28 protein-coding genes are annotated in these 24785 nt (G+C 59.0%); 10 read left to right on the top strand and 18 right to left on the bottom strand.

Annotated features, from left to right (window positions below; all coding sequences use genetic code 11):
• From R0140_RS12405 to R0140_RS12395, 3 genes are all read right to left on the bottom strand, one after another.
• Nucleotides 1–1122, bottom strand: a complete 1122-nt coding sequence (locus R0140_RS12405) for a M20 peptidase aminoacylase family protein (RefSeq protein WP_032735767.1) — start codon at nt 1120–1122, stop codon at nt 1–3.
• Nucleotides 1112–2119, bottom strand: a complete 1008-nt coding sequence (locus tag R0140_RS12400; RefSeq protein WP_023297714.1) for an MsnO8 family LLM class oxidoreductase — start codon at nt 2117–2119, stop codon at nt 1112–1114. Before R0140_RS12400 ends, R0140_RS12405 begins: the two co-directional genes overlap by 11 nt.
• A 91-nt stretch (nt 2120–2210) precedes the next feature.
• Nucleotides 2211–2762: a P-loop NTPase family protein gene (locus R0140_RS12395; RefSeq protein ID WP_023297715.1), complete on the bottom strand. Its 552-nt coding sequence runs from the start codon at nt 2760–2762 to the stop codon at nt 2211–2213.
• 95 nt (nt 2763–2857) lie between these two features.
• Between R0140_RS12395 and R0140_RS12390 the strand changes: the two genes are divergently transcribed.
• Nucleotides 2858–3553, top strand: coding sequence for a class I SAM-dependent methyltransferase (locus R0140_RS12390; protein WP_032735769.1), 696 nt, complete (start codon nt 2858–2860; stop codon nt 3551–3553).
• Between the two features lie 23 nt (nt 3554–3576).
• Here R0140_RS12390 and dapF read toward each other — a convergent pair whose 3' ends face one another.
• A complete protein-coding gene (gene dapF, locus R0140_RS12385) occupies nt 3577–4443 on the bottom strand; it encodes a diaminopimelate epimerase (protein WP_008804701.1) in 867 nt (288 codons plus the stop codon).
• Between the two features lie 194 nt (nt 4444–4637).
• Between dapF and R0140_RS12380 the strand changes: the two genes are divergently transcribed.
• Nucleotides 4638–5525 carry a LysR family transcriptional regulator gene (locus R0140_RS12380; protein WP_008804700.1) on the top strand — a complete coding sequence of 296 codons (888 nt, stop codon included), beginning with the start codon at nt 4638–4640 and terminating at the stop codon, nt 5523–5525.
• A 189-nt stretch (nt 5526–5714) separates the two neighbouring features.
• On the top strand, nt 5715–7169 hold the full coding sequence (gene ansP, locus R0140_RS12375) for an L-asparagine permease (RefSeq protein WP_008804699.1): 1455 nt from the start codon (nt 5715–5717) through the stop codon (nt 7167–7169).
• A gap of 50 nt (nt 7170–7219) precedes the next feature.
• Here ansP and R0140_RS12370 read toward each other — a convergent pair whose 3' ends face one another.
• Together R0140_RS12370 and R0140_RS12365 are read right to left on the bottom strand one after the other, a co-directional pair.
• Nucleotides 7220–7441 carry a YgdI/YgdR family lipoprotein gene (locus R0140_RS12370; protein WP_002906779.1) on the bottom strand — a complete coding sequence of 74 codons (222 nt, stop codon included), beginning with the start codon at nt 7439–7441 and terminating at the stop codon, nt 7220–7222.
• Between the two features lie 156 nt (nt 7442–7597).
• Nucleotides 7598–8659, bottom strand: coding sequence for a 7-bladed beta-propeller protein YncE (locus tag R0140_RS12365; RefSeq protein WP_008804698.1), 1062 nt, complete (start codon nt 8657–8659; stop codon nt 7598–7600).
• A gap of 259 nt (nt 8660–8918) precedes the next feature.
• On the opposite strand from R0140_RS12365, the gene pqqU reads away from it, so the two are divergent.
• The gene (gene pqqU, locus R0140_RS12360; RefSeq protein ID WP_049157883.1) at nt 8919–11024 is read left to right on the top strand and encodes a TonB-dependent receptor PqqU; all 2106 of its coding nucleotides are present in this window, start codon (nt 8919–8921) and stop codon (nt 11022–11024) included.
• A gap of 72 nt (nt 11025–11096) precedes the next feature.
• On the opposite strand, the gene R0140_RS12355 is transcribed toward pqqU, so the two are convergent.
• Nucleotides 11097–11396 (bottom strand): DUF406 domain-containing protein, encoded by a 300-nt coding sequence (locus tag R0140_RS12355; protein WP_008804696.1) that lies wholly within the window; start codon nt 11394–11396, stop codon nt 11097–11099.
• Nucleotides 11397–11485: 89 nt separating this feature from the next.
• A complete protein-coding gene (locus R0140_RS12350) occupies nt 11486–11716 on the bottom strand; it encodes a hypothetical protein (protein WP_046881534.1) in 231 nt (76 codons plus the stop codon).
• Here R0140_RS12350 and rihA point away from each other — a divergent pair.
• A complete protein-coding gene (rihA, locus tag R0140_RS12345; protein WP_016161173.1) occupies nt 11678–12613 on the top strand; it encodes a pyrimidine-specific ribonucleoside hydrolase RihA in 936 nt (311 codons plus the stop codon). The two genes, R0140_RS12350 and rihA, sit on opposite strands and share 39 nt — an antisense overlap.
• Before the next feature lie 62 nt (nt 12614–12675).
• Here the strand turns inward: rihA and R0140_RS12340 are convergent, their stop codons facing one another.
• Together R0140_RS12340 and R0140_RS12335 are read right to left on the bottom strand one after the other, a co-directional pair.
• A complete protein-coding gene (locus R0140_RS12340; protein ID WP_023340241.1) occupies nt 12676–13713 on the bottom strand; it encodes an NADP-dependent oxidoreductase in 1038 nt (345 codons plus the stop codon).
• A 65-nt stretch (nt 13714–13778) separates the two neighbouring features.
• Entirely contained in the window at nt 13779–14360 is a 582-nt protein-coding gene (locus R0140_RS12335; RefSeq protein WP_008804693.1) for a helix-turn-helix domain-containing protein, read from the bottom strand.
• 162 nt (nt 14361–14522) lie between these two features.
• Between R0140_RS12335 and R0140_RS12330 the strand changes: the two genes are divergently transcribed.
• Both R0140_RS12330 and R0140_RS12325 read left to right on the top strand, forming a co-directional pair.
• On the top strand, nt 14523–15041 hold the full coding sequence (locus R0140_RS12330; RefSeq protein ID WP_012541564.1) for a GNAT family N-acetyltransferase: 519 nt from the start codon (nt 14523–14525) through the stop codon (nt 15039–15041).
• Nucleotides 15038–15487 (top strand): DMT family transporter, encoded by a 450-nt coding sequence (locus tag R0140_RS12325; protein ID WP_008804691.1) that lies wholly within the window; start codon nt 15038–15040, stop codon nt 15485–15487. The genes R0140_RS12330 and R0140_RS12325 overlap by 4 nt, the downstream gene beginning before the upstream one ends.
• A gap of 8 nt (nt 15488–15495) precedes the next feature.
• Here R0140_RS12325 and R0140_RS12320 read toward each other — a convergent pair whose 3' ends face one another.
• Both R0140_RS12320 and R0140_RS12315 read right to left on the bottom strand, forming a co-directional pair.
• Nucleotides 15496–15729 carry a YdcY family protein gene (locus tag R0140_RS12320; RefSeq protein ID WP_008804690.1) on the bottom strand — a complete coding sequence of 78 codons (234 nt, stop codon included), beginning with the start codon at nt 15727–15729 and terminating at the stop codon, nt 15496–15498.
• A gap of 16 nt (nt 15730–15745) precedes the next feature.
• Nucleotides 15746–17344 (bottom strand): ABC transporter substrate-binding protein, encoded by a 1599-nt coding sequence (locus tag R0140_RS12315; protein WP_022064846.1) that lies wholly within the window; start codon nt 17342–17344, stop codon nt 15746–15748.
• Nucleotides 17345–17613: 269 nt separating this feature from the next.
• Here R0140_RS12315 and R0140_RS12310 point away from each other — a divergent pair, with 269 nt between their 5' ends.
• Nucleotides 17614–19047: an aldehyde dehydrogenase gene (locus R0140_RS12310; protein ID WP_131032857.1), complete on the top strand. Its 1434-nt coding sequence runs from the start codon at nt 17614–17616 to the stop codon at nt 19045–19047.
• A gap of 12 nt (nt 19048–19059) precedes the next feature.
• On the opposite strand, the gene R0140_RS12305 is transcribed toward R0140_RS12310, so the two are convergent.
• Both R0140_RS12305 and R0140_RS12300 read right to left on the bottom strand, forming a co-directional pair.
• Nucleotides 19060–19809 (bottom strand): alpha/beta fold hydrolase, encoded by a 750-nt coding sequence (locus R0140_RS12305; protein ID WP_023297723.1) that lies wholly within the window; start codon nt 19807–19809, stop codon nt 19060–19062.
• Between the two features lie 87 nt (nt 19810–19896).
• A complete protein-coding gene (locus R0140_RS12300; RefSeq protein ID WP_008804686.1) occupies nt 19897–20070 on the bottom strand; it encodes a GhoT/OrtT family toxin in 174 nt (57 codons plus the stop codon).
• Between the two features lie 195 nt (nt 20071–20265).
• On the opposite strand from R0140_RS12300, the gene yncL reads away from it, so the two are divergent.
• Nucleotides 20266–20358: a stress response membrane protein YncL gene (gene yncL, locus R0140_RS12295; RefSeq protein ID WP_012968073.1), complete on the top strand. Its 93-nt coding sequence runs from the start codon at nt 20266–20268 to the stop codon at nt 20356–20358.
• 52 nt (nt 20359–20410) lie between these two features.
• Here yncL and R0140_RS12290 read toward each other — a convergent pair whose 3' ends face one another.
• On the bottom strand, nt 20411–20662 hold the full coding sequence (locus R0140_RS12290) for a hypothetical protein (RefSeq protein WP_012968072.1): 252 nt from the start codon (nt 20660–20662) through the stop codon (nt 20411–20413).
• A 492-nt stretch (nt 20663–21154) separates the two neighbouring features.
• Between R0140_RS12290 and R0140_RS12285 the strand changes: the two genes are divergently transcribed.
• Nucleotides 21155–21277, top strand: coding sequence for a small membrane protein (locus tag R0140_RS12285; RefSeq protein ID WP_004175940.1), 123 nt, complete (start codon nt 21155–21157; stop codon nt 21275–21277).
• A gap of 332 nt (nt 21278–21609) precedes the next feature.
• Here R0140_RS12285 and patD read toward each other — a convergent pair whose 3' ends face one another.
• Genes patD through R0140_RS12270 form a run of 3 tightly spaced genes read right to left on the bottom strand, consistent with a single transcriptional unit; the run spans nt 21610 to nt 24785 of the window.
• Nucleotides 21610–23037, bottom strand: a complete 1428-nt coding sequence (gene patD, locus R0140_RS12280) for an aminobutyraldehyde dehydrogenase (RefSeq protein WP_032733129.1) — start codon at nt 23035–23037, stop codon at nt 21610–21612.
• A gap of 22 nt (nt 23038–23059) precedes the next feature.
• Nucleotides 23060–23866 carry an ABC transporter permease gene (locus R0140_RS12275; protein ID WP_008804683.1) on the bottom strand — a complete coding sequence of 269 codons (807 nt, stop codon included), beginning with the start codon at nt 23864–23866 and terminating at the stop codon, nt 23060–23062.
• On the bottom strand, nt 23856–24785 hold the full coding sequence (locus R0140_RS12270; protein WP_317704038.1) for an ABC transporter permease: 930 nt from the start codon (nt 24783–24785) through the stop codon (nt 23856–23858). Before R0140_RS12270 ends, R0140_RS12275 begins: the two co-directional genes overlap by 11 nt.

Genomic DNA, 24785 nt, shown 5'->3' with positions numbered 1-24785 from the left:
TTAAATATGTTGTAATGCCTGTTCCGCCAGCTGAGAGAAATAGTGCGCTGCGGGCGCAATAAGCCGTTCGTCCGGATTAAATGCCGGATGGTGCAGACCATATTCGCTGGCGCTGCCGATGCTGACGAACGCCCCGGGAATATGCTGAAGATAGACCGCAAAATCTTCGCCACCGAGATGCAGATCGGCGTGATGGGTGCGGTACCCGGCCTGGGCCGCCACGTCGCTGGCGAAGTCGGCCCAGCGGGCGTCATTGACCAGCGCCGTCGGGCCGGCATACCAGAAGACGTCAATCTGTGCGCCAAAGGCGCTGGCGAAACCGGCCGCGATCTCGCTGACCCGGGCCTTGACCCGCTGCTGCACTTCACTGCTGTGAGTGCGCAGTGTTCCTTCCAGCTCGACGCTCTCCGGCAGCACGTTCCAGGTATTGCCTCCCTGGATCCGCGTCACGCTGAGCACCACCGAGTCGAGGGTGTTCACTTCCCGGCTGGCCACGCTCTGCAGCACCGTCACCAGCTGGCTGGCCAGCAGGATCGCATCCTTTCCTTCATGTGGGCGGGCGGCATGCGCCCCCTTCCCGGTCACTTTGAAGACGAAGCGGTCGACGTTGGCGTAGAACGCGCCGCCGCGGGTGGCAAATTCGCCCACCGGCAGGCCGGGCTCATTGTGCATGCCAAAGATCGCCGACACGTCCTCCAGCGCCCCGGCGCGGATCAGGGTTTTCGCGCCGCCAAAATTTTCCTCCGCCGGCTGAAACAGGATCCGCACCCGCCCCGGGAGTTCCGCTTCCCGCTCCTTCAGCAGCAGCGCCGCCCCCAGCATCACGCTGGTGTGAATATCATGGCCGCAGGCATGCATCACCCCTTCATTTTGCGAGCGGTAAGGCAGACCGGTCGCCTCCTCGATGGGCAACGCGTCGATGTCCGCCCGCAGGGCAATCACCTTGTCGCCGCTGCCGACTTCGGCGACCAGCCCGGTTTTCAGATCGAAAGGCAGCAGAGTCAGCCCGCCGCTCTGCAGCCAGTCGCGGATCCGCGCGGTGGTGGCTACCTCCTGCAGGGAGAGTTCCGGGTTCTGGTGCAGCTCGCGCCGCCAGCTAATCAGTTGTTGTTCAAAGGACATTCAGCACCTCCTTGCCGTAGTGAGCCTGCGCCAGCAGGCGCAGGGAGTGCAGGCGCGCTGGCCCGTCGCTAATGGGGGTATCAATGATTAATTCATCCAGCTGATCTTCCGCCTGCAGCGCGTCAAGCCGGGCTTTAACCTGTTCGGGAGTACCGGAGATCAGTGAAGATTCGCGGCGGTGGATGCGTGTCGGCCGGCTGCCAGCCTGGCGGGCAAAGGCGACGGCCTGAGCCTCACTGCCGACGGTCACCCGCTGGCCGTTCTCCAGCTCGACGCCCCACACCTCGACCTGCTGCGCCAGCGCGGCGGCGGTGGCCGGATCGTCAGCTACCACCACCTGCACGGCGACGATCGCCTCACGCGGGCTCAGCTCGCGCCAGCGGTTGATCACCGTGCGGCGCAGCGCGCTGTCGCCATTGAGATGGGCCGCAAACACGAAGTTCCAGTCAAGACGGGCGGCCAGTTCCGCACTCTCCAGGCTGGCGCCGAGCAGAAATCCGTCGGCCCGACGCGGCGGGATCGGCGTGGCGCGCAGGCTCTCCTCTCCCCCTGGCTCAGTCAGCGACAGCCAGTTATCCAGCTGCGCCAGCTGATCGGCAAAGGTGCCTTTCTCCTCCTGATGCAGGCCCTGCTGCAGGGCGCGGGTGGAGAGCGGCAGGCCGCCAGGCGCTTTGCCGACCCCGAGATCGATGCGACCCGGGGCGATGGCGGCCAGCAGGTTAAAGTTTTCCGCGACTTTATAGGGGCTATAGTGCTGGAGCATAACGCCGCCGGACCCGAGGCGAATGCGCCGGGTGTGGCCCAGCAGCCAGGCGATAACCAGCTCCGGCGAGGGGCTCGCCAGCTGATCGGTATTGTGGTGTTCGGCGACCCAGAAGCGGTGATAGCCCCAGGCTTCGGCGTGTTGCGCCAGCGTTAATGTTCGCGCCAGCGCCTGCGCGGCGGTTTCCCCGGCGGCAAGCGGACTTTTATCCAGGATACTGATTCGATAAGACATTTCGCAGGCTCATATGAAAGTACGTGCCTGCATTATTAAAATCTCTGCTAACTATTGAGAAACAATTAATTCACATGTGTACTGCTGAAAATTAGATATGCCCGCCTGATCGCTGCGCTTCCAGCTCGCGGAGCAGCGCCTCAGCCTGCCGCGGACTGCGCACCCGGACGAAGCGAATATGACGATATTGCGGATCCTGCATATCGGCCAGATAGCGTCGGCGATTCTGCCGCCAGGTTTTCAGCGTCCAGAGGATAATGGATTCCCGGCTGCAGAACGAACGGCGAAAGCTCTCGCGGTTGCCCGTGCCCGGCCACAGCTCCTGATGTCGCCACGCCCGGCTCGCCGCCCGCCACACCGCCTGGCGCAGCGTCCGCCAGAGGCTATAGTCGACCCAGATCACCAGATCCACCTCGCGCCATTTGACGCTGCGGCTGCGATTGTAATTGCCATCCAGCACCCAGCCCGGCGAGGCCGTAGCGGCGGCAATAGCGGCGAAAAACGCCTCATCCGGCGTGCCCTGCCAGTTCGGCCGCCAGTACAGGCGATCGAGCTCGATCCAGGGTAGTCCCAGCCTGTGCGCCAGGCGCCGGGCCAGAGTGGATTTGCCTGAGCCGCTGGTGCCGACCACGTTGATGTTCATCTCTGTTTCTCCCTGGTAGCCAAACGAATACTTATTTCAATGTTAAATGGCGTATATAGTAGTGATGTTTATCAATGATAAAAGGTGTTTTCAGGATGAACCCCTATGAAGCCCGCTACAGACAACTGTTAGCCAACGGAGCCAGCGCCTGGGCGGGTGATGGTTTTGCCAGGGCAAAGATACAACAAGAAAAAATATTTCATTGGCTGGATGCCCATGGCTATTTACCCGCTCCCGGCGCGCCGGTACTTGAACTGGGATGTGGCAATGGTGCCATGGCAGCCCAGTATCTGGCGGAAAGAGGCTATGCCGTATCAGGTGTTGATGTGTCCGAAACGGCGATCCGCTGGGCGGAAGACCGTTTTCAGCAAGCGGGTCTGGACGCCACATTTTTCGTCGGCAACGTCTGTCATCTTTCTCAATGTGAGGATGCCCAGTTTGCCTTAATCATTGATGGCAGCTGTTTACATTGTCTGCTGGAAGATGAGCGTCGCCGTTTTTTCGCCGAGGCGAGAAGATTGCTGAAACCCGCAGGCCGGCTGGTGATCGGCTCGATGTGCGGGCTTCCTCGTTATGCTGAAGACCTCGCCACTTACGATCCTGTCAAGCATCATCTCCTGAAAGAGGGGCAGCCCTGGCGTACGCTTAAACCCCTCCCGGCTTTACTGAATGAGATACAGCAGGCGCAGTTTAGCGTCCTTGCCACCGATGTTAAGCACAATGCCTGGTGGGATCATGCCACCATCGTTTGTTCGGCAAACGGGCCGTCGGCTGATCCTCAGGAGAGTTAATTTCAGGCTGACCGCGCCATCTGTTATGCAGCGCCAGTGAAGATGGCGCTGCCGCCAACAAAGCAGTCTTTATCCAGCGTCAGGCTGGCGATTTTATGCACCGGGCCACGCATACGGACCTGAAAATCCGCGTCGAAGGTGATGTGCAGCTGACCACCAGGCATGTTGACATCCACCCGATCGTCCACCTTCCCTAACCGGCGCATCGCGCTGGCAGCCGCGCAACTGCTGCTCCCGGAGGCCATCGTGAACCCCGCGCCCCGCTCCCAGATACCAATCTTTAGCGTATGGCGATCGATAACTTCCACGAACTGGACATTGGTGCGTTTGGGGAACAAGGAATGGTTTTCGATTTGCGGCCCTAAACGATGAACCTGCGCCAGGTCGAGCTTATCGACGAGGACAACGCAGTGGGGATTGCCCATGGAGACCAGCACGACGGACAGGGTTTCATCCGCCAGCGGCAAAGGATAATTCACCGCCTCAGGCAAATTCACTAAGGCGGGCAGCGCCGCCGGATTGAAATTCGCCCGCCCCATGTCGACGCTAATCTGATGAACATCGCCATGCACAGTGCAATAAACGTCACCGCCCGCCGTGTGTACCAGAAAGGGCTCATGGCCAACACGACCGATATCAAAAAGATAACGCGCATAGATCCGTAGCCCGTTACCGCTTTTCTCCGCCTCAGAGCCGTCCGGATTGATAATACGCAGTGTGGGATTGATCTGATCGCCGCTGTCGATCAGCAGACCATCCGATCCCACGCCATAGTGGCGATGGCACAGCATTTGAATATGCTCGTTGCTCAACTGTTCGGCAACGTCGCGATGGCATACCAGGTAATCATTACCCAGCCCGTGATATTTATGAAAGTGTAAGGGTGTCATTGTGTGGGTTCGCCTGGCGCTGCAGTTTTTTGGACATCTTACATTACATTCACCGTCTTGATGAATTAAACCCTGCGTTGTTAACCGTCGTGATCATTCTGCTCCACTGCGTCCGGCTATCAGACTGGCGCCTCCCCTCCGTCGGGCTTACACTCTGCGTACCTGTGAGCGGTATTCATCAATCCGGAAAGATTATGCTAAAAGAGAACGTAAACGATCTGCTCTCCTTTATGGTGGTGGCGCGTGAGCGCAGCTTTACCCGCGCAGCGGCCCAGCTCGGCGTGTCACAGTCGGCGCTCAGCCATGCCATGCGCCATCTCGAAGCGCGTCTCGATGTGCGGCTGCTGACCCGCACCACCCGCAGCGTGGTACCGACCGAGGCGGGTGAGCGACTCATTCAGCGCCTCGGTCCGCATCTGGAGGAGATGGAGCGGGCGCTGACCGCGCTGCGCGATACGCGCGAACGCCCGGCGGGCAACCTGCGCATCACCGCCGGGGAGCATGCCACCAGCACCGTACTCTGGCCGGCGCTAAAGCCATTTATGCTGCAATATCCGGATATTAACATCGAAATCACTGTTGATAATGGCCTCACGGATATCGTGGATGGCCGGTTTGACGCCGGGGTGCGACTCGGCGAACAGGTGGCGAAAGAGATGATTGCCGTGCGCATTGCCCCGGATATGCGGATGGCGGTAGTGGGTTCGCCAGCCTATCTACAGCAGGCCGGTACGCCGCAGACGCCCTGGGATCTTGCGCAGCATCGCTGCATCAATCTGCGCCTGCCGACACGAGGTGGACTTTACGCCTGGGAGTTTGCCCGCGACGGCCGGGATATCCAGGTCCGGGTGGAGGGGCAAGTGATCCTCAACAGCCTGCCGCAGCGCATCGATGCGGCGGAGGCGGGCCTCGGTCTGGCCTACGTTCCGGATGACTGCGTGGCGGAGGCCTTAGCCAGTGGCCGGCTGGTGCAAGTGCTGGCGGACTGGACCCCCACCTTCCCCGGCTACCATCTCTACTACCCCAGTCGACGCCAGCATACCAGCGCTTTCACTCTGTTGCTGGAAACTCTGCGACGCTGATCTCATTGATAAATCTGTCAAATGCTATCGGTAAATGTTTTAGGTGCGTAACTATTACGTTACGTGTAGGATTCAGCGCCATGTCTGAGCTTATCTCCTACGTCAGAATGATGAGAAAGCCAGCATAATGTGCCAGCCGTCATCCACTCCGGCTGCAAACATGGGCATTGACAGGAAACTGATACATCAATGAATACGAAACACGACACTGCAGCGGAGCACCATGCTGCGAAACGCCACTGGCTCAACTCACATGAAGCGGGTTATCACAAAGCGATGGGCAACCGTCAGGTACAGATGATCGCCATCGGCGGCGCTATCGGTACCGGTTTGTTCCTCGGTGCCGGGGCACGTTTACAAATGGCAGGGCCAGCGCTCGCCCTGGTCTATCTGGTCTGCGGCATCTTCTCCTTCTTTATTCTTCGCGCCCTCGGCGAACTGGTTCTCCACCGCCCCTCGAGCGGCAGCTTCGTCTCCTATGCCAGGGAATTCCTCGGTGAAAAGGCCGCTTACGTGGCCGGCTGGATGTACTTCGTTAACTGGGCCATGACCGGGATCGTCGATATCACCGCCGTGGCGCTGTATATGCACTACTGGGGCGCGTTTGGCGATGTGCCACAGTGGGTCTTCGCCCTCGGCGCGCTGGCGATCGTCGGTACCATGAACATGATCGGCGTAAAATGGTTCGCCGAGATGGAGTTCTGGTTCGCGCTGGTCAAAGTGCTGGCGATCGTTGCGTTCCTCGTGGTCGGCACCATTTTCCTCGGCTCTGGTAAGCCGCTGGACGGCAATGCCACCGGCTTCCATCTGATCACCGATAACGGCGGCTTCTTCCCTCACGGCCTTCTGCCGGCGCTGGTGCTGGTGCAGGGCGTGGTCTTTGCCTTCGCCTCCATTGAACTGGTGGGCACCGCGGCCGGCGAGTGTAAAGATCCGGAGTCGATGGTACCGAAGGCCATCAACAGCGTGATCTGGCGTATCGGCCTGTTCTACGTCGGTTCGGTGGTGCTGCTGGTGCTGCTCCTGCCGTGGACCGCCTACCAGGCAGGACAGAGCCCGTTCGTCACCTTCTTCTCCAAACTGGGCGTACCGTATATCGGCAGCGTAATGAACATCGTGGTGTTAACCGCCGCCCTCTCCAGCCTCAACTCCGGCCTCTACAGCACCGGACGTATCCTGCGTTCCATGTCGATGGGGGGCTCCGCGCCGAAGTTTATGTCGAAAATGAGCCGTCACCACGTCCCTTACGCCGGGATCCTGGCGACGCTGGCGGTGTATGTGGTGGGGGTGTTCCTCAACTATCTGGTGCCGTCGCAGGTGTTTGAGATCGTGCTTAACGTCGCGTCGCTGGGGATCATTGCTTCCTGGGGCTTTATCGTGGTGTGTCAGATGCGTCTGCGCAAAGCGATCAAGGAAGGAAAAGCGGCGAAGGTGAGCTTCAGAATGCCGGGGGCGCCATTCACCTCCTGGCTGACGCTGCTGTTCCTGTTCAGCGTGCTGGTGCTGATGGCCTTCGATTATCCGAACGGCACTTACACCATTGGCTCAATTCCACTGCTGGCGGTGCTGCTGGTAGCTGGCTGGTTTGGCGTGCGTAAACGCGTGCATGCGATCCACAGTACGGCGCCGACGCTCAGGAAGTAACTGGCAGGACTCCCGGTTTGCCCGCGACGGACAAACCGGGAGGTCAGGATTTAGTTATCCTCAACCAGCTGCGACACGTCGCTACTGTTAATTTCCCGCTTATTACCAGACTCATCGATATAGCTGGTCATCCCCGTTTCTTTATCCAGCTGCGGCTTGCCGTGGGTGACGATCGTCTGACCGCTTTTGGTGGTCATAACGTAGTTGGACGAACAGCCTGCCAGCAGCGCCAGCATCGCACCGGCGCAAATCACCATAAATGGCTTTTTCATTTTATCTCCACTGATTACCACTGCCCGCGCAAGGCGGGAAAGCGTTAAGTGTATAACCATCTGGTTTATCAGGCCAATACGCGTTTGTAACAGAGGGTGAGGTGCCGGGCGGCATGCGGGGCGCGACCTTGACCGATCGTCGTCGCCCCGGGCATCTTACAGCGCGATGCGGATCACGTCGTCCGGCGCGGTGGCCTCTTTCTCACGGCTGGAAGCCTGTTTCACGCTGACATACAGCGTTTTGCCGTCATCAGAGAGCGCCAGGCTGTTGGGGTGAGTCGGCGTTTTAAAGGTCTTCACGATCTTGTAGCGCTTACCGTCGATAACGCTGACTTCCCCGGCCTTACGGTGCGTCACATAGGCTTCATTACGCGTCGGGTTAAACAGCACCGCCAGCGATTCCGGCGCGGCGATTTTCTCCAGCACCTTACCATCGCGGGTATCGACCACCAGCACTTCCGGCTGCTTGCTGTCGGTAATAAAGGCGCGGTGACCGGCGGTATCAAGGCTCAGGTTTAAGTAGAAGTGCGCTTTGCCATCGTCCTGCAATTTCTTGCGCGACACAATGGTATTGCTCTCGCTGTCGATGGTCAGCAGTTCGCCGTCGGCATTGGTGGTATAGAGGCGTTTCGCCTGCGGATCGATCGCCAGACCCGTCGCCATTGCCCCGGTGCCGGTAATAGTGGTTTTCAGCTTCAGGGTCGCGCCATCTACCACCCAAATCACGCTCTCTTTGCCCAGACCGGTAATGTAGACCGTGTTGGTCTGCTCATTGACCGCCAGCTCGCGCGGTTGCAGTGGGCGTACGGTTTCACTGCGCTGACGCTCGTCCAGCACCAGACGCCCTTTCACGGCGCCGGTTTTGGCGTCAATGGCGGTGACGGTGCTGTCGACGGTATTGCCAAACCACAGCGTGCCGGTGGCATGGTTGATAGCAGCGCCGAACGGCTTCAGATCGTTGTGAATAATCTGCGTCACGTCCAGGGTGGTGGGGTCAAGACGATAAACAATACCGCCCTTGTCCAGTGAGCGACTCTGCGACGTGGCGACCCATAACGCGTTCTCCTGCTGGCTGTAGGCCATTTCGTAGGCCCCTTTTCCGACGGCCTTACGCAGCATCTCATCCGCAGCGTGGGCGCTAAAGCTACCTGCCAGCAGCAGAGAGGTGAATAACAGTGAATGGCGCAGACGCGGCGCGGCAAAATGACGTAGTGACATGACGACTCCCTTTGATAAACCAGTATGTGCTGACCCGACATCGCTTCCGGCGGTAAAGTCCTGGCTTTACCCTTATTTTTGAATGCGAATAGTAATCATTATTTATCTCAAAGTGGAGCGCTAATTGTTGTTGTTCGGTAAATTCATCAGCAAGAAGCACTATCCGTTAACCAACGGCGGTTAATAATTTTCAAATGTTTTACAAACGGGGTAACATATCTACATATGTTCCATTTGGTTCGTCTCCCGAGTACTATCGATGAAAATCCTGTCCGTGCGTCACGCCGCCCTGCCGGCGCTGCTGCTACCGCTGATTGCCGCGGCCCAGACCGCTGATGAACAAACCATGGTGGTGACCGCCGCGCCAACCACTGTTTCTGAACTGGATACCCCCGCCGCCGTCAGCGTGGTCAATGGGGATGAAATGCGCCAGGCCGCACCGCGCGTCAATCTCTCTGAATCACTGGGCGCCGTACCGGGCCTGCAGGTGCAGAACCGGCAAAACTATGCCCAGGATCTGCAACTGTCGATTCGCGGGTTTGGCTCTCGCTCCACCTATGGCGTGCGCGGGCTACGCATCTATGTAGACGGCATTCCGGCGACCATGCCCGACGGCCAGGGGCAGACCTCGAATATCGATATTGGCAGCGTCGACACCATTGAGGTGCTGCGCGGCCCCTTCTCTGCCCTGTACGGTAACTCGTCCGGCGGGGTGATCAACGTCACCAGCCAGACCGGCACCCAGCCGCCCACCGTGGAAGCCAGCAGCTACTATGGCAGCTTCGGTACCTGGCACTACGGGATGAAGGCCACTGGCGCCGTTGGCGACGGCAGCCATGCAGGCGATGTGGATTACACGGTCTCGACCAACCGCTTCACCACTCATGGCTATCGCGATCACAGCGGCGCACGCAAAAATCTGGCGAACGCCCGACTGGGGGTGCGCATCAACGATGTCAGTAAGCTGACGCTGCTGCTGAACAGCGTGGATATCAAAGCCAATGACGCCGGCGGCTTAACCGCCGACGAATGGCGCGATAACCCGCGCCAGTCGCCGCGCGGCGACCAGTATAATACCCGCAAGAATACCCGGCAGACCCAGGCCGGCCTGCGCTATGAGCGCCAGCTGAGCGCCCAGGACGATCTCAGCGTCATGATGTACGCCGGTGAACGTGAAACCACGCAGTTCCAGTCGATCCCGCGCACGCCGCAGCTGAAACCGAGCCATGCCGGCGGGGTGATCGATCTCACCCGTCACTACCAGGGAATCGATACCCGCCTGACCCATCGCGGAGAGCTGCTGGTGCCCGTCACCCTGACCGCCGGTCTCGATTACGAGAACATGAGCGAGCGCCGTAAAGGGTATGAAAACTTTGTGATGGTCAACGGCGCGCCGCAGTATGGCGAACAGGGTGCGCTGCGCCGTAACGAACGCAACCTGATGTGGAACATCGACCCCTACCTGCAGACCCAGTGGCAGTTAACGGACAAACTCTCGCTCGATGCCGGGGTTCGCTACAGCTCAGTATGGTTCGACTCGAATGACTACTACATCACCCCAGGCAATGGCGATGACAGCGGTGATGCCAGCTATCACAAGTGGCTGCCCGCAGGCTCGCTGAAGTATGCTCTGACCGACGCGTGGAACGTCTACCTCTCCGCTGGCCGCGGCTTCGAGACGCCGACCATTAACGAACTGTCATACCGCTCCGATAACCAGAGCGGCCTTAATTTCGGCCTGAAGCCCTCCACCAACGACACAGTGGAGATCGGCAGTAAGACGCGGCTCGGCAATGGGCTGCTCACCGCCGCCCTGTTCCAGACCAATACCGATAATGAGATCGTGGTCGACAGCAGCAGCGGCGGGCGCACCAGCTATAAAAACGCCGGCAAGACCCGTCGTCAGGGGATGGAGCTGGGGCTGGATCAGCAGTTTGGCGAGAGCTGGCGTCTGAAGGCGGCCTGGACCTGGCTGGACGCGACCTATCGCACTAACGTCTGCGATGACGCCAGCTGCAACGGCAACCGCATTCCGGGGATCGCGCGCAATATGGGCTACGCCTCCTTTGGCTATCAGCCGGAGCAGGGCTGGTACGCCGGCAGCGATATTCGCTACATGAGCGACATCATGGCCAATGACGAAAACACGGCTAAAGCGCCTTCCTGGACGGTGGTTGGCCTGACGACTGGCTATAAATGGAGCTACGGCAGGATGGACATGGATCTGTTCGGCCGCGTCGACAACCTTTTCGACCGGGAGTACGTCGGGTCCGTTATCGTTAATGAGTCCAACGGGCGCTACTACGAGCCTGCTCCCGGACGCAACTACGGCATCGGCCTGAACCTCGCCTGGCGCTTCGAATAACACGCCCCTTCCCCGCCGGCGGTGATTGGCGGGGAAGGCTTAACGATGTGGCGTTTTCCCCACGGACGCGGGTTAAAGCAGATTTCGCAGGGATAACTCGAAAATGATCTTTTCCGCCTGGCAGGAGAAAGCGATGGCGAGATCGAGTTTAACCTCGTCGCCAGCGGCGGCGATGGTGTAATCGACCTGCGGCGGTTCACTGGCCGGCGCCGCGGCGGCAGCACGTTCGCGCACAGCGGCTACGGTGGATTCCGCTTCTTCGCGGCTCGGGAACATTTTCTCAGCCCGGTAGACGCAGTCCTCGTTATCAATGATCGTCCCGACATCAATGGCGCAACCTTTGGTGCTGCATTTATCTACTACATCTTTCATCGTAATAACCTCTCGAGTTTTCTTAAGGATAAGAATCCGCTCACCGAAAAGCAAACCATTAATATCCGTAAGGATTAGCAATTTTTCTATTATATCGCGCCGCGGCGGGCGCCAGCTTGCGCCATCGCAAGGTGAGGCAATATGACTGCCGACGATCGCCTGACGATACGCGATGCCATCGCAGCAATCGTGGCCTCCATCACACTATTCTGCACACCATCTCGTCTGCCTCGCCTCGCAGCGTTAGTCTGGTCACAGAACAACGCCAACAAGGAGCTGCTATGGCACTGCCGATGATGATTGATTGCGATCCGGGACATGATGACGCGATCGCCCTGGTCCTCGCCCTCGCCTCGCCGGAGCTGGAGGTGAAAGCCGTCACCGCTTCCGCGGGCAACCAGACCCCGGAGAAGACCCTGCGCAACGTGCTGCGTATGCTGACGCTGCTGAACCGGCCGGATATCCCGGTGGCCGGCGGCGCGTGGAAGCCGTTGATGCGCGATCTGATCATCGCCGATAACGTGCACGGCGAGAGCGGACTGGATGGCCCGAGCCTGCCGGAACCAACCTTTGCCCCGCAGAACTGCACCGCCGTCGAGCTGATGGCCAGGGTGCTGCGGGAAAGCCAGGAGCCGGTGACTCTGGTGGCCACCGGGCCGCAGACTAACGTGGCGTTGCTGCTCGCCAGCCACCCGGAGCTGCACGCGAAAATCGCCCGCATCGTGATCATGGGGGGCGCAATGGGGCTGGGCAACTGGCAGCCGGCGGCGGAGTTTAATATTTTCGTCGATCCGCAGGCGGCGGAAATGGTCTTTCAGTCCGGGATCCCGGTGGTGATGGCGGGGCTGGATGTTACGCATCGGGCGCAAATCCTTCCCGCCGATATCGAGCGATTCCGCCAGATTGGCAATCCGGTGTCGACCATTGTCGCCGAGCTGCTCGACTTCTTTATGGCCTACCACAAGGATGAAAAGTGGGGCTTCGACGGCGCGCCGCTGCACGATCCCTGCACCATCGCCTGGCTCCTCAAGCCGGAGATCTTCACCACTATCGAACGCTGGGTCGGCGTGGAAACGGAAGGAAAATATACCCAGGGGATGACGGTGGTCGATTACTACCATCTGACCGGCAATCGGCCCAATACTACCCTGATGCTGGATGTCGACCGTGAAGCCTTTGTCGATCTGCTCGCCCAGCGGTTAACCTTTTACGCCTGACACGCCTCCCATGCCCCTTTTCCCTCACGGGAAAAGGGGCAGAGTAAGTTGGATCCGCCGGACTAGTCGTCGGCCGCGACGCGGATCACCACTTTACCGAAGTTCTCACCTTTCAACAGGCCGATCAGCGCCTGCGGCGCCTGATCCAGACCGTCGATCAGCTGTTCGCGATATTTAATTTTCCCCTCTTGCACCCAGCGCCCCATCTGCTGCTGGAATTCCGCGATCCGATGCCCGTAATCCTGGCCGATAATAAAGCCCTGCATCCGGATGCGCTTCTTGAGGATGGTCGCCATCAGCAGCGGCAGACGATCCGGTCCGTCTGGCAAACCGGTGGCGTTATAGCCGCTTACAAGCCCGCAGACCGGTACCCGCGCTGCGGTATTCAGCAGCGGCAGCACCGCGTCAAAAACCTTGCCGCCGACGTTTTCGTAGTAAACGTCAATGCCCTGCGGGCAGGCCTGGGCCAGCTGTTCGGCAAAATCATCCGCACGATGGTCAAGGCAGACATCAAAGCCTAACGTCTCAACCGCATACCGACACTTCTCCGCGCCTCCAGCGATGCCGACGGTGCGGCAGCCCTTAATTTTGCCGATCTGTCCGACCGTGGCGCCAACCGGCCCGGTCGCCGCAGCGACCACCAGCGTTTCGCCCGCCTTCGGCTGGCCGATGTCCAGCAATCCCATGTAGGCGGTGAAGCCCGGCATCCCCAGAACTCCCAGCGACCATGACGGGTGTTGCGGGTCGTCACCCAGCTTCACCAGTCCGTTGCCGTCGGAGAGTTCATAATCCTGCCAGCCGCTGTAGCCCAGCACCCAGTCGCCGGGTTGATAATCGGCATGATTTGAGCTGACCACGCGACTCACGGTCCCTCCCACCATCACCGCGCCAATGGCCACCGGTGGCGAATAAGAAGGCGCGTCGCTCATGCGCCCGCGCATATAGGGATCGAGCGATAAAAAAACGGTACGCAGCAGAACCTGCCCCGGCCCCGGCGTCGGCACCTCGCTCTCTTCCAGGCGGAAATTCTCTGCCGTCGGTTCACCATGGGGGCGGGAAGCCAGTACCCAGCGGCGATGGCGTTGCGGTTGATCTGTCATAGCAAACTCCTCTTGTTAGCAGACAGTACTGAGGCTAGCTGCTTTATGCGCAACGTGCTTTACCATTAAGAGCCGGATGGCGATTGATTAAGGCGAACCACCAGATAGACGCAGGTCTCCGCGGATTCATTGATAAAGCGACAATCGTTGGGCGGGCCAAGCTCCAGACAATCCCCCTTCTGCATCTCATGACGGGTAGTCCCTTCGACGAACACCAGCTCGCCCTGCTGCAGCCAGATCAGCTGGCGGGCGAGCGCATAGGAAGAGGCCGGCATGGGCACATCGCTGCCGGGCGGCAGCTCAATCTGCACCAGATCTATCGGCAGATCGCTGCGCGGCGAGACGTGGCGGCGGAGATAGTGGCTTTGCGGGTCGTGCCACACCGGCTGGCTGGCAAAGCGCAGCAGCTTACCCTCCTGCATTTCCGCCCGGGCGATCAGCGTCGACATACTGATGCCGAAGGCGCCGGAAAGACGGCCCAGCATCGAGGCCGTCGGGCTGCTTTCGCCGCGCTCGATTTTATGGATCATCGCCCGCGAGGCGCCGGCCCGTTCGGCGAGGTCGTTCAGCGACCAACCGCGGGACTCACGCTCGATGCGGATGCGCGCACTGATGCGCTGATTGAGGTTGTCTTCTATAGTATTCATAACGTAATACTATAGTGTGCACCCACCCATTACACAACTGCTCGTCGGGCCGCGTGCTTACCGGGTCATCCGTAAAAATTATGCGGAAAACGGATGACAGCGCGATGTTCATTATTGTAATAATATCGTACTACTATAGTGTACAAAAAACTGAGGTTTGCTATGTCCATCCGCCCTGCCATTAAAGACGACTGTGCAGCGATCGCCGAAATCTATAACCACGCCGTCGTGCATACCGCCGCCATCTGGAATGATAAAACCGTGGATACCGACAACCGTATCGCGTGGTTTGAAGCCCGCCAGCTGGCCGGCTTTCCGGTGCTGGTGAACGAGGAAAACGGCGTCATCACCGGCTATTCCTCGTTTGGCGACTGGCGCGCGTTTGACGGTTTCCGCCACACCGTGGAGCATTCGGTGTACGTTCACCCCGATCATCAGGGGAAAGGGCTGGGTCGCAAACTGCTGGTTGCGCTGATCGCCGAAGCGCGTCGGCTGAATAAACATGTGATGGTCGCCGGTATTGAATCGCAGAACCACGCTTCGCTGCATCTGCATGAAACGCTGGGCTTTATCACCACCGGGCAGATGCCGCAGGTAGGAACCAAATTTGGTCGCTGGCTGGATCTCACCTTTATGCAGCTGCAGCTGGATGAGCGTCAGGACCCGGACGGCAAGGCATGAATGCATCGCTCACCCTCGCCTGTCTGGTCGCCGCCGGCGTTGGTCTCGTGGTGCAGAATACCCTGATGGTGCGCATCACCCAGTCGGCGTCGACGATCCTTATCGCCATGCTGCTCAATTCGCTGGTGGGGATCGTTATTTTCGTGACGATGTTACTGCTGCGCCAGGGCGTCGCCGGCTTTCAGGAGCTGGCCCTGAGCGTGAAGTGGTGGACGCTGATCCCCGGCCTGCTGGGGTCCTTTTTCGTCTTCGCCAGCATCAGCGGCTATCAGACCGTGGGCGCGGCCACCACCATTGCGGTACTGGTCGCCAGCCAGCTGGTTGGCGGGTTGATCATGGATTTAGTTCGCGCCCACGGCGTGCCGGTGCGGGCGCTGATCGGGCCGGTATGCGGCGCGGTGATGCTGGTGGTGGGCGCCTGGCTGGTGGCCAGGCGCCAGTTCTGAGCGCATCTTCAGAGGATCGCGCCGCCTTTCGTCAGCTGCTCGCGGCGTGCGTCCTGCTCTTCCTGATGCTGTCGCCCATGGTGGGCGATGGCAGTGCGCAGGCGCTGCTGCTGGGTATAGCGTTCCTCACGACTGAGTTGTGGATCATCGCTCAGGGCGATCAGCAGCTCATTCATATGAGTGATAACGCCCTCGGCAAGGGTGTCATCGACTTTGACGATAACCTCATCCAGATGTGCCATCCGGTTCTCCTTTCGCTTAATTCAGCTTCGCTTTGGAAAAATCGCTCCCCATCATGCTCACGCGGTAGCCGCTGACGTTGCTACGGGTGGCATAGAAGGTCTTGCCGGTCGCCAGGGTGATCCACGGCGCCTGCTGGTAGAAGATCTCTTGCGCCTGTTCATAGAGTTTGGCACGCGCCTGCGGATCGCTCACCAGCAGCGCTTTCTTCACCAGCGCGTCATAGGACTTATCGCACCAGCGAGCGGCGTTGGAGCCGGTCTGGATATTATCACAGCTGAGCAGCGTGCCGGCAAAGTTGTCCGGGTCGCCGTTGTCCGACATCCAGCCATACAGGGCGCTGTCGTGCTCCCCTTTGCGCATACCGGCAAGGTATTCGCCCCATTCGTAGCTGACAATCTTCGCTTTGACGCCCACTTTAGCCCAGTCGTTTTGGATCATTTCGGCGATCCGCTTCGAGTTCGGGTTGTACGGACGCTGGACCGGCATCGACCACAGGGTTACTTCCGCTCCTTGCTCCAGACCCGCCTGCTTGAGCAGCGCTTTGGCTTTCTGCGGATCGTAATCATAGTCCGGGAGATCTTTCTTATACCCGAGCATCGTCGACGGGATCGGTGATTTCGCCACGCTGCCGGAATCGAGGAATACCGCCTTGACGATCGCCTGCTTGTCGGTGGCATAGTTTAATGCCTGGCGCACCAGCACATTATCAAACGGTTTTTTCTCCGTGTTGAACGCCAGATAGCCGACATTCAGCGCCTCAACCGCATGCAGCGCCAGATCTTTATTGCCCTTAATCACCGGGAACTGAACCGGCGAAGGCGCAGGAATAATCTGGCACTCGTTGGTCTGCAGTTTCGCCAGACGGGTCTCGACGTTCGGCGTAATGGAGAAGATCAGGTGCTTAGTCGGCACCTCGCCTTCCCAGTAGTGGGGATTGGCGATATAGCGGATTTGGGAATCCACTTTATACTGCTGCAGGGCATACGGCCCGGTACCGACAGGCCAGTTATCAACATTCTCCGGCGTCCCTTTCTTCAGCATCGCCTCGCCATACTCCGCCGACAGAATAGAGGCGAAGTCCATGCCCCAGTCGGCAAGAAACGCCGCGTTCGGCTCGTTAAGCACGAACTGGACGTGATAGTCATCGACCTTTTTCACCGACTTAATCAACTTATCGAGGCCCACGTCGTGGAAGTACTCATAGTTCCCCTGCGACACCTTGTGATAGGGATGCTGAGGATCCATCTGGCGCAGCACGGAAAACAGGACGTCGTCGGCGTTAAAATCGCGGGTTGGTTTGAAGAATTTGTTGCTGTTGAACTTCACCCCCTGACGCAGAGTAAAGGTCCAGGTTTTGCCATCCTCAGAGACGTGCCACTCGGTGGCCAGCGACGGGATCGGCGTGTTCTTCACCGGGTCAAAGGTGACCAGGCGGTTATACAGCACCTGCGAGCTGGCGACGAACGACGGGCCGGAGCTGGCGATTTGCGGATTAAAGGACTCCGGAGAGGCTTCTGAGCAGTAGACCAGTGTGTCATTGCCTGCGGCCCAGGCGGCGCCGGCCGGCAGCAGTGCGCTCAGCAGCAGCGCCAGCGTGGTTTTCCCTGTAGACATGGTTATAAGTCCTGATTATTGATTATAAGAACCGTAATATCAGCACAGGCGCCCGCCCCCGGCAAATAATCAATGGCTATCACCTTATGCAAATCACGCTGAAATCGCTGGTTTAATCGGCGTAGCGCTGTTTTTTACGCCAGCAAGTGTCGGGATGTTGTGAGCCACACATAATTCCTGCAAAAAAATGTGCGATAACCGCCCTGCTCACGCTCACTGTCAGTAGTGCCCGGTACACTGGGGGAACCGCAGAACAAGAGGTTTCCACCATGACAATCACCTGCAATCTGTACATTGACGGCCAGTGGCACGATGCCGAAGGCCGCCGCACCTTTACCCGACGCCACCCGGCCCACGACGACGTCGCCTCGGTGGCCGCGGCCGCCAGTCTCGCCGACGGCAAACGCTGCGTCGAAGCCGCGGCCAAAGCCTTCCCGCTGTGGCGTGATACCTCTCCGGCGGAACGACGCCGTTTACTGCTCGACGCGGCGGAACATATGCTGTTGCGGGAGGCTAAATTTATCGCCGCCATGGCGGCGGAGACCGGCGCGACCGCGCACTGGGCCGGCTTTAACGTTCATCTGGCGGCCGATATCCTGCGCGAAGCGGCGGCGCTGACCACCCAAATTGAAGGGCAAATTATTCCCTCCAACGTGCCGGGCAACCTGGCGATGGGCGTCCGCCAGGGGGCGGGGGTGGTACTGGGCATGGCGCCGTGGAACGCACCGCTGATTCTGGCTACCCGGGCGCTGGCAACGCCGCTGGCCTGCGGCAACGCAGTGATCCTCAAGGGCGCGGAGCTGTCGCCGGCCACTCAGGGACTGATTATCGACGCCCTTGACGCGGCGGGCTTCCCACCGGGGGTGGTGAACTATCTTACCTGTGCGCCTGAAGATGCGCCGGCGCTGGTGGAATCGCTGATCGCCCACCCGGCGGTGCGGCGCGTTAACTTTACCGGATCCACGCCGGTGGGGCGGATTATCGCCCGCACCTGCGGGCAATATCTTAAACCGGCGGTGCTCGAGCTCGGCGGTAAAGCGCCGCTGCTGGTGCTGGACGATGCTGATATCGAGCAAGCGGCGGCGGGCGCGGTTTTTGGCGCCTTCGCCAATGCCGGCCAGATCTGCATGTCCACCGAGCGCATTATTGTCGACAACGCCGTAGCGGAGGTGTTTATCCCGCTGCTGGCCAGGCGCGCCGCCGCCCTGCCCGCCAGCCTGACGGGGCCGGTGGTTGATATGAACACCATCACCCGCTGCAACGCCTTAATCGACGATGCGTTAGCCAAAGGCGCTCGCCTGCTAACCGGTGGTAAAGCCAGCGATACCCACATGGCGCCGACCTTGCTGGACGGCGTGACCCGCGACATGCGGCTGTGGAACGAAGAGTCCTTCGGCCCGGTAAAAGCGATTATTCGGGTTAAGAATGAAGAAGAGGCGCTGACGGTAGCCAACGACAGTGAATACGGTCTTTCCGCTGCGGTCTACAGCCGCGACAGCGCCAGAGCGTGGAACGTGGCGCAACGTCTGCAAACGGGCATTTGCCATATCAATGGCCCAACGGTGCATGATGAAGCGCAAATGCCGTTTGGCGGCTGCAAAGCCTCGGGCTATGGCCGCTTTGGGGGTCGGGCCGGCATCGCGGAATTCACCGAGCTGCGCTGGATAACACTCCAGACCCAGCCCCGCGAACTCCCTTTCTGAGCCGGTATTCTTTTAACCCTGGCTGGCGATGATCTGCGCCAGCCCTTGCGGATTCTCCCACGCCATCGAGTGCCCCCCGCGGGGCACAATCCCGACCGGGATCCCTTGCGCCTCAGCCAGGTCAATATCGGCATAAGGCAGCGAGAGCTCGCCAACGATCAGCCTTTTTTGACAGTGCAGCTGGCAGAGCTGAGTAAACCAGGGGGTATCGCTGCCGCGCATCAGGCTGCTGGCGGCCCGCCAGACGGCCCAGGGCGCGCTGTTTTGCAAACAGCCAGCCCATGGCGAGCGCTCCTCAGCCAGCATTCTGGCATAGCCTTCGGCAATAAAGGCCGCCTCTGTCTGCGCCGCAATGCGCCTGCTGTACTCACCGCCGCCGGCAAACAGATTGGGTTCAGAGACCAGCAGCGTGGTCACGCGCTCGCCCAACAGCCTCGCCGCTTCGATGGCGATGCTTCCTCCCATGCTATGACCGAACAGCGCGAAGCGCTGCAGGCGCAGATGGTTAAGTAGCTGCTCCACGACTTGCGCCTGAATATGTATGTTGTAACTAAAGTCGTGCGGTTTATCGCTGTAGCCGAAGCCTGGCAGATCGATGAGTATTTTACGCCGTCCGTTCAGCGCAGGATCGCTGGCGACGCGGGGATAATCGTAGGATGACGCGCAGCCGAGACCGTGGATAAACACCACCGGGAGGCCATCTCCCGGAAGATCGAGCCAACGCAGCGTGGCGCCTGCGACGGAAGAAAAGAAACCGTTCACCTGTATGCCTCCATGATAAAATTACTGGTTTTTTATACAGTAACCTTACCCTTTCCGCCACCCTTTTCTGCCGTCCGGCATCTGGGGTTAAAACAGCGAGACGAGCAGCGCCATCGGGAAGCTGAACGGCCAGGTGGCGCCGATCAACAGGGCCGCCAGCAGGCGGATCACCCGGCTCTCTTTGGTCAAAAACCAGCTAATCACGGCGCATATCACGCCCATAATGGCGTAAAACACCAGCATTTTTTGATATAACGTCATTCTTACTCTTCCTTCCCTGAGGGGCGTTCCATGGTGGGATGATTATCTGCCATGACGTCGTGATTCAGAGATACCTGTATAACAAATTCTGAAACGGGCTGAATATTGAGAATAAAGCCTGATTCGTCTTAATCCGATAGCGCAACCGCAGGCGCCGTACTATACCTTTATGGACTTACTCATTAAGGTGGCGTTATGGATGTCTCCAGCAAAACCGTCATTCTGATTAATGTCTGCGCCGCGTGCGTACTTATCAGCCTGCTGTCCGTGAGATTTGGCTGGTTTTAATGATTTTACTCAGCAACGAAACCTAAAAAAGCAGCCCCCAGGGGCTGCTTTTTTACGCGCGAACACGGGCGATATTATAAAGGTTATAAGCGACAGGTGTTGCCTGGCCTGCCGCAATAACCTTATTAAGCTCCGGGTTATAGTGCGGCAGAAAATTCATCTGTTCGCTATCCCATTCGGCGGCAGCGCAGACGGCCTGCCCCACTCCCGCGCTCTCACAGCCCTGAATGCGTTTTGCCGGGGCGTTACCATAGCTCAGCGTCACAGCGCCGATAGCCAGCAGAATAAAAGCCAAAATTTTCACAACGACATCAACGTTAAAACCTAATATGCGCTAAATGATCGCATGAGCAGCGACGGAAAGTCAAACCCGGGAGCACCCGCAACCCGCCTGCAGCCCGCATTTTGGCCGGACTCACGGAATATTTAATATTCAGAACAAATATCATGCAATAACAGCAAATATTAAATCCTTATTTATAGTCGTGAAATAATTTCGGTTCAGGGCAATTCCATTGGTCTGATAAAGATAATATGTCCCCGTTCTCAGGGGGAAAAGATTGTCGCCGCATTCACCAAAAATGCGATATTCCGCGCAGGGCCTCCATCTTAATACGATAAAAGGCCGCTACAAGCCGTTGTTACATAACCCCTTCATTGTGGATCTCGCGGTTAATCGCCAAAAATAGCGCTAAATGACAACAAATATCATTTGCCTTCCATTCAGATAATACTTACATTCATAACTATTAGTAATGTTTTGGCGCCAGGGCGCTTTTTATATTTCGAGGTGGATATGTCCGGAATCATCACGCTGGTCATCGCGCTGATCCTGCTGGTCGCGGCGGTGTATAATCTTATTTCCTATATTCGTGACCGTCGTAGCGCCAGTTTACCGAGCAAAAAAACCAAGCGCTGAATGGCGGCCAGACGATGCGTTTCCTGATGGTCATTCGGTCTTCATCCCGCGATGCGGCGGGCATAAAAAAGCCCCTGCCAACAGGCAGAGGCCAGTATACGGTCGCGAACCGCGACGCTGTCGCCTCACCCGCCGGGCGCGACGCGCCCAGGGTGACTGGCGGACCCCATCCGGCGCTTATCTCCGGCACTCACATTGGCTTAGCTCTTGAAGGGGCATCAGAATAATCTCATATCCCCCTCGTAGAGTTTTGACAATTTTTGCCATTGTGACTATTAGCGAACTAACACAACCGTCGCGCAATCATCGCCAGCCACTAAAGGGTCAATGCTTTAGCCATGCTTAACCATGACATGGCGGACCACCGTGTAATCCTCAAGGCCATACATCGACATGTCCTTTCCGTAGCCCGACAGTTTCTGGCCGCCGTGCGGCATTTCGCTCACCAGCATAAAGTGGGTGTTGACCCAGGTGCAGCCATACTGCAGCCTGGCACTAAGCCGGTGGGCACGGCCTACATCTTTCGTCCATACTGAGGACGCCAGACCATACTGGGAATCATTCGCCCAGCTCAGGGCCTGCGCTTCATCGCTGAAAGGCGTCACACTGACCACCGGGCCAAACACTTCGCGCTGCACAATGGCGTCTTCCTGCCGGGCGCCGGCAAGCAGCGTCGGCTGGAAGTAATAGCCCGCGCCGTCAGCCCGGCGACCGCCGGTGACCACCTTAATATGCGGTAGTGCCTTTGCGGCTTCCACTGCGGCACTAACCCTTTCAAGATGCGCCAGCGAGCTCAGCGGTCCCAGCTCGGTAGAGGCATCCTCTGGCGCACCCATTTTCAGGCTGGCCACCGCCGCCCCAAGTTTCTCCACCAGTTGGTCGTAAATACCCTGCTGAGCGTAGATCCGGCAGGCAGCCGTGCAGTCCTGGCCGGCGTTATAAAAGCCGAAGGTTCGTACCCCGTCGACTACCGCATCGATATCCGCGTCGTCAAACACAATCACCGGCGCCTTGCCGCCCAGCTCCATGTGGGTGCGTTTGATCGACGAGGCGGTATGGCTGATGATATGGGCCCCGGTGGCAATCGACCCGGTCAGCGACACCATTCGCACTTTGGCATGCGAGGTCAGCGGGTCGCCTACCGTTTTGCCGCGGCCAAACAGCACGTTGATCACCCCTTCGGGGAAGATATCTTTTGCCAGATCCGCCAGCTTCAGCGCCGTCAGGGGGGTGATCTCCGAGGGTTTTATCACCACGCAATTGCCTGCCGCCAGCGCCGGGGCCAGCTTCCAGGCCGCCATCATCAGGGGATAATTCCAGGGGGCGATAGAGGCCACCACGCCCACCGGGTCGCGGCGGATCATTGAGGTATGCCCTTCGAGATACTCTCCGGCGGCCATTCCCGGCAGGCAGCGGGCGGCGCCGGCGAAGAAGCGGAAGACGTCCGCAATGGCCGGCATCTCATCGTTAATCACGCAGTGCAACGGCTTGCCACAGTTCAGCGACTCCAGCTGCGCCAGGGTCTCCGCCTGCGCCGCGATAGCGTCCGCCAGCTTCAGCAAGCATTCCGAGCGCGTTTTCGGCGTTGTCTGGCTCCAGGCATCGAACGCCCGATCCGCCGCCTCAACGGCGGCATCGACCTGGGCCGCTGTCGCTTCGGCAATCTCCAGGATCACATCGCCGGTCGCAGGGTTGTATACCGGCACCTTTTCGCCTTCACCTGCCACTAACTTACCGTTTATCAAAAGGTTGTGTTGCATAGCATTATCCTGTTTCATGGTTTTATTTCCCGTTTCCGGCGTCGTTATCGCCGTCGCGGGTGAGCCACCAGGCCCCTAAGATTGGTATCGTCGTTACCAGCATCACCAACAGCGCGACAACGTTGGTGACGGGCACATCGCGCGGCCGCCCCAGCTGATTCAGTAACCACAGCGGCAATGTTCGCTCATGCCCCGCGGTAAAAGTGGTGACGATAATTTCATCAAACGACAGGGCGAAGGCCAGCATTCCCCCCGCCAGCAGCGCCGATCCCAGATTGGGCAACACCACGTAGCGAAAGGTCTGCCAGCCGGTCGCGCCCAGGTCCATCGAGGCTTCCACCAGGCTCCACGAGGTCCGACGAAAGCGGGCAATGACGTTGTTAAAGACCACCACCACACAAAAGGTCGCGTGCCCCACCACAATGGTCAGTAGCCCCGGCTCGAGACCGACGGCTTTAAACGCCGTCAGCAGCGCCAGGCCGGTAATGATCCCCGGCAGGGCGATCGGTAACAGCAGCAGTAGCGATACCGCATTCTTACCAAAAAAAGTGCTGCGCCACAGGGCACCTGCAGCCAGCGTGCCAAGTACTAAGGCAATGGCCGTCGACAGGGCGGCAATTTTAAGTGACAACGTCACGGATTCGAGAATATCGCTACGCCCTGCTGCCTCGCTAAACCAGCGTAGCGTCAGCCCCTGCGGCGGAAAGCTGAAGGCCGCATCCTCCGTATTAAAAGCATAGATGGCAATGATCAGCAGCGGGAAGTGGAGGAACACCACGCCGCCCCAGGTCGCCAGTTGCAGATACCAGGGTGCGCGTTCAGAGTGCATCGAAGGCTCCCAGACGTTTCACGAACGCCAGATAAAGGGCAATCAGCACGATCGGCACGAGGGTGAACGCCGCCGCCATCGGCATATTGCCTATCGCCCCCTGCTGCGAGTAGACCATGTTGCCGATAAAGTACCCCGGCGGCCCGACCAGCTGCGGCACGATAAAGTCGCCCAGCGTCAGCGAGAAGGTGAAAATCGATCCGGCGGCAATACCAGGGATAGCCAGCGGCAGAACCACATAGCGGAAGGTCTGTCGTGGCCCGGCGCCAAGATCGGCCGACGCCTGCAGCAAGGAGCCCGGAATGCGCTCCAGCGCCGCCTGCACCGGCAGGATCATAAACGGCAGCCAGATGTAGACGAACACCAGAAAGCGTCCCAGCCCGGAGGTGGACAAGGTGTTGCCGCCGATCGCCGGGACGGTCAGAAGCGCATTCAGCGCCCCTTCCAGTCCAAGATGGCCCAGAAACCACTGCGCCACACCATCTTTGGCCAGCAGCAGTACCCACGCGTAGGCTTTGACGATATAGCTGGCCCACATCGGCAGCATCACCGCGATATAAAAGAAAGCCTTCATTTTGCCGCTGGTATAGCAAGCCATGTACCAGGCCATCGGCAGCGCCAGCATGGCGCTGGCGAGCGTCACACTCAGGGCCATTACCAGGGTACGGACAATAATGTCGTAATTGGCGGGATTGAACAGCGCCCGCAGGTTGGCCAGCGTAAAGTCGCTGGTCACCGACATGGTGAAGTCGTCAAAGGTATAAATACTCTGCCACAGCAGGGTCAGGAGCGATCCCAGATAGACGATACCAAACCACATCAGCGGCCCGAGCAGCAGTAAAAACAGGCCCAATGCTGGCCGACGCCAGAAGATCCCGGATACGCGCCCGGCCTGCGCAGGAATCATCGCCATGGTCAT

Origin of the sequence: Klebsiella sp. w6 (assembly GCF_033100215.1) — a bacterium.
In the GTDB taxonomy this organism is placed as follows: Bacteria; Pseudomonadota; Gammaproteobacteria; order Enterobacterales; family Enterobacteriaceae; genus Klebsiella; species Klebsiella variicola.
The sequence above is the reverse complement of the archived record's forward strand: the minus strand, read 5'-3'. Positions and strand labels throughout refer to the sequence as shown.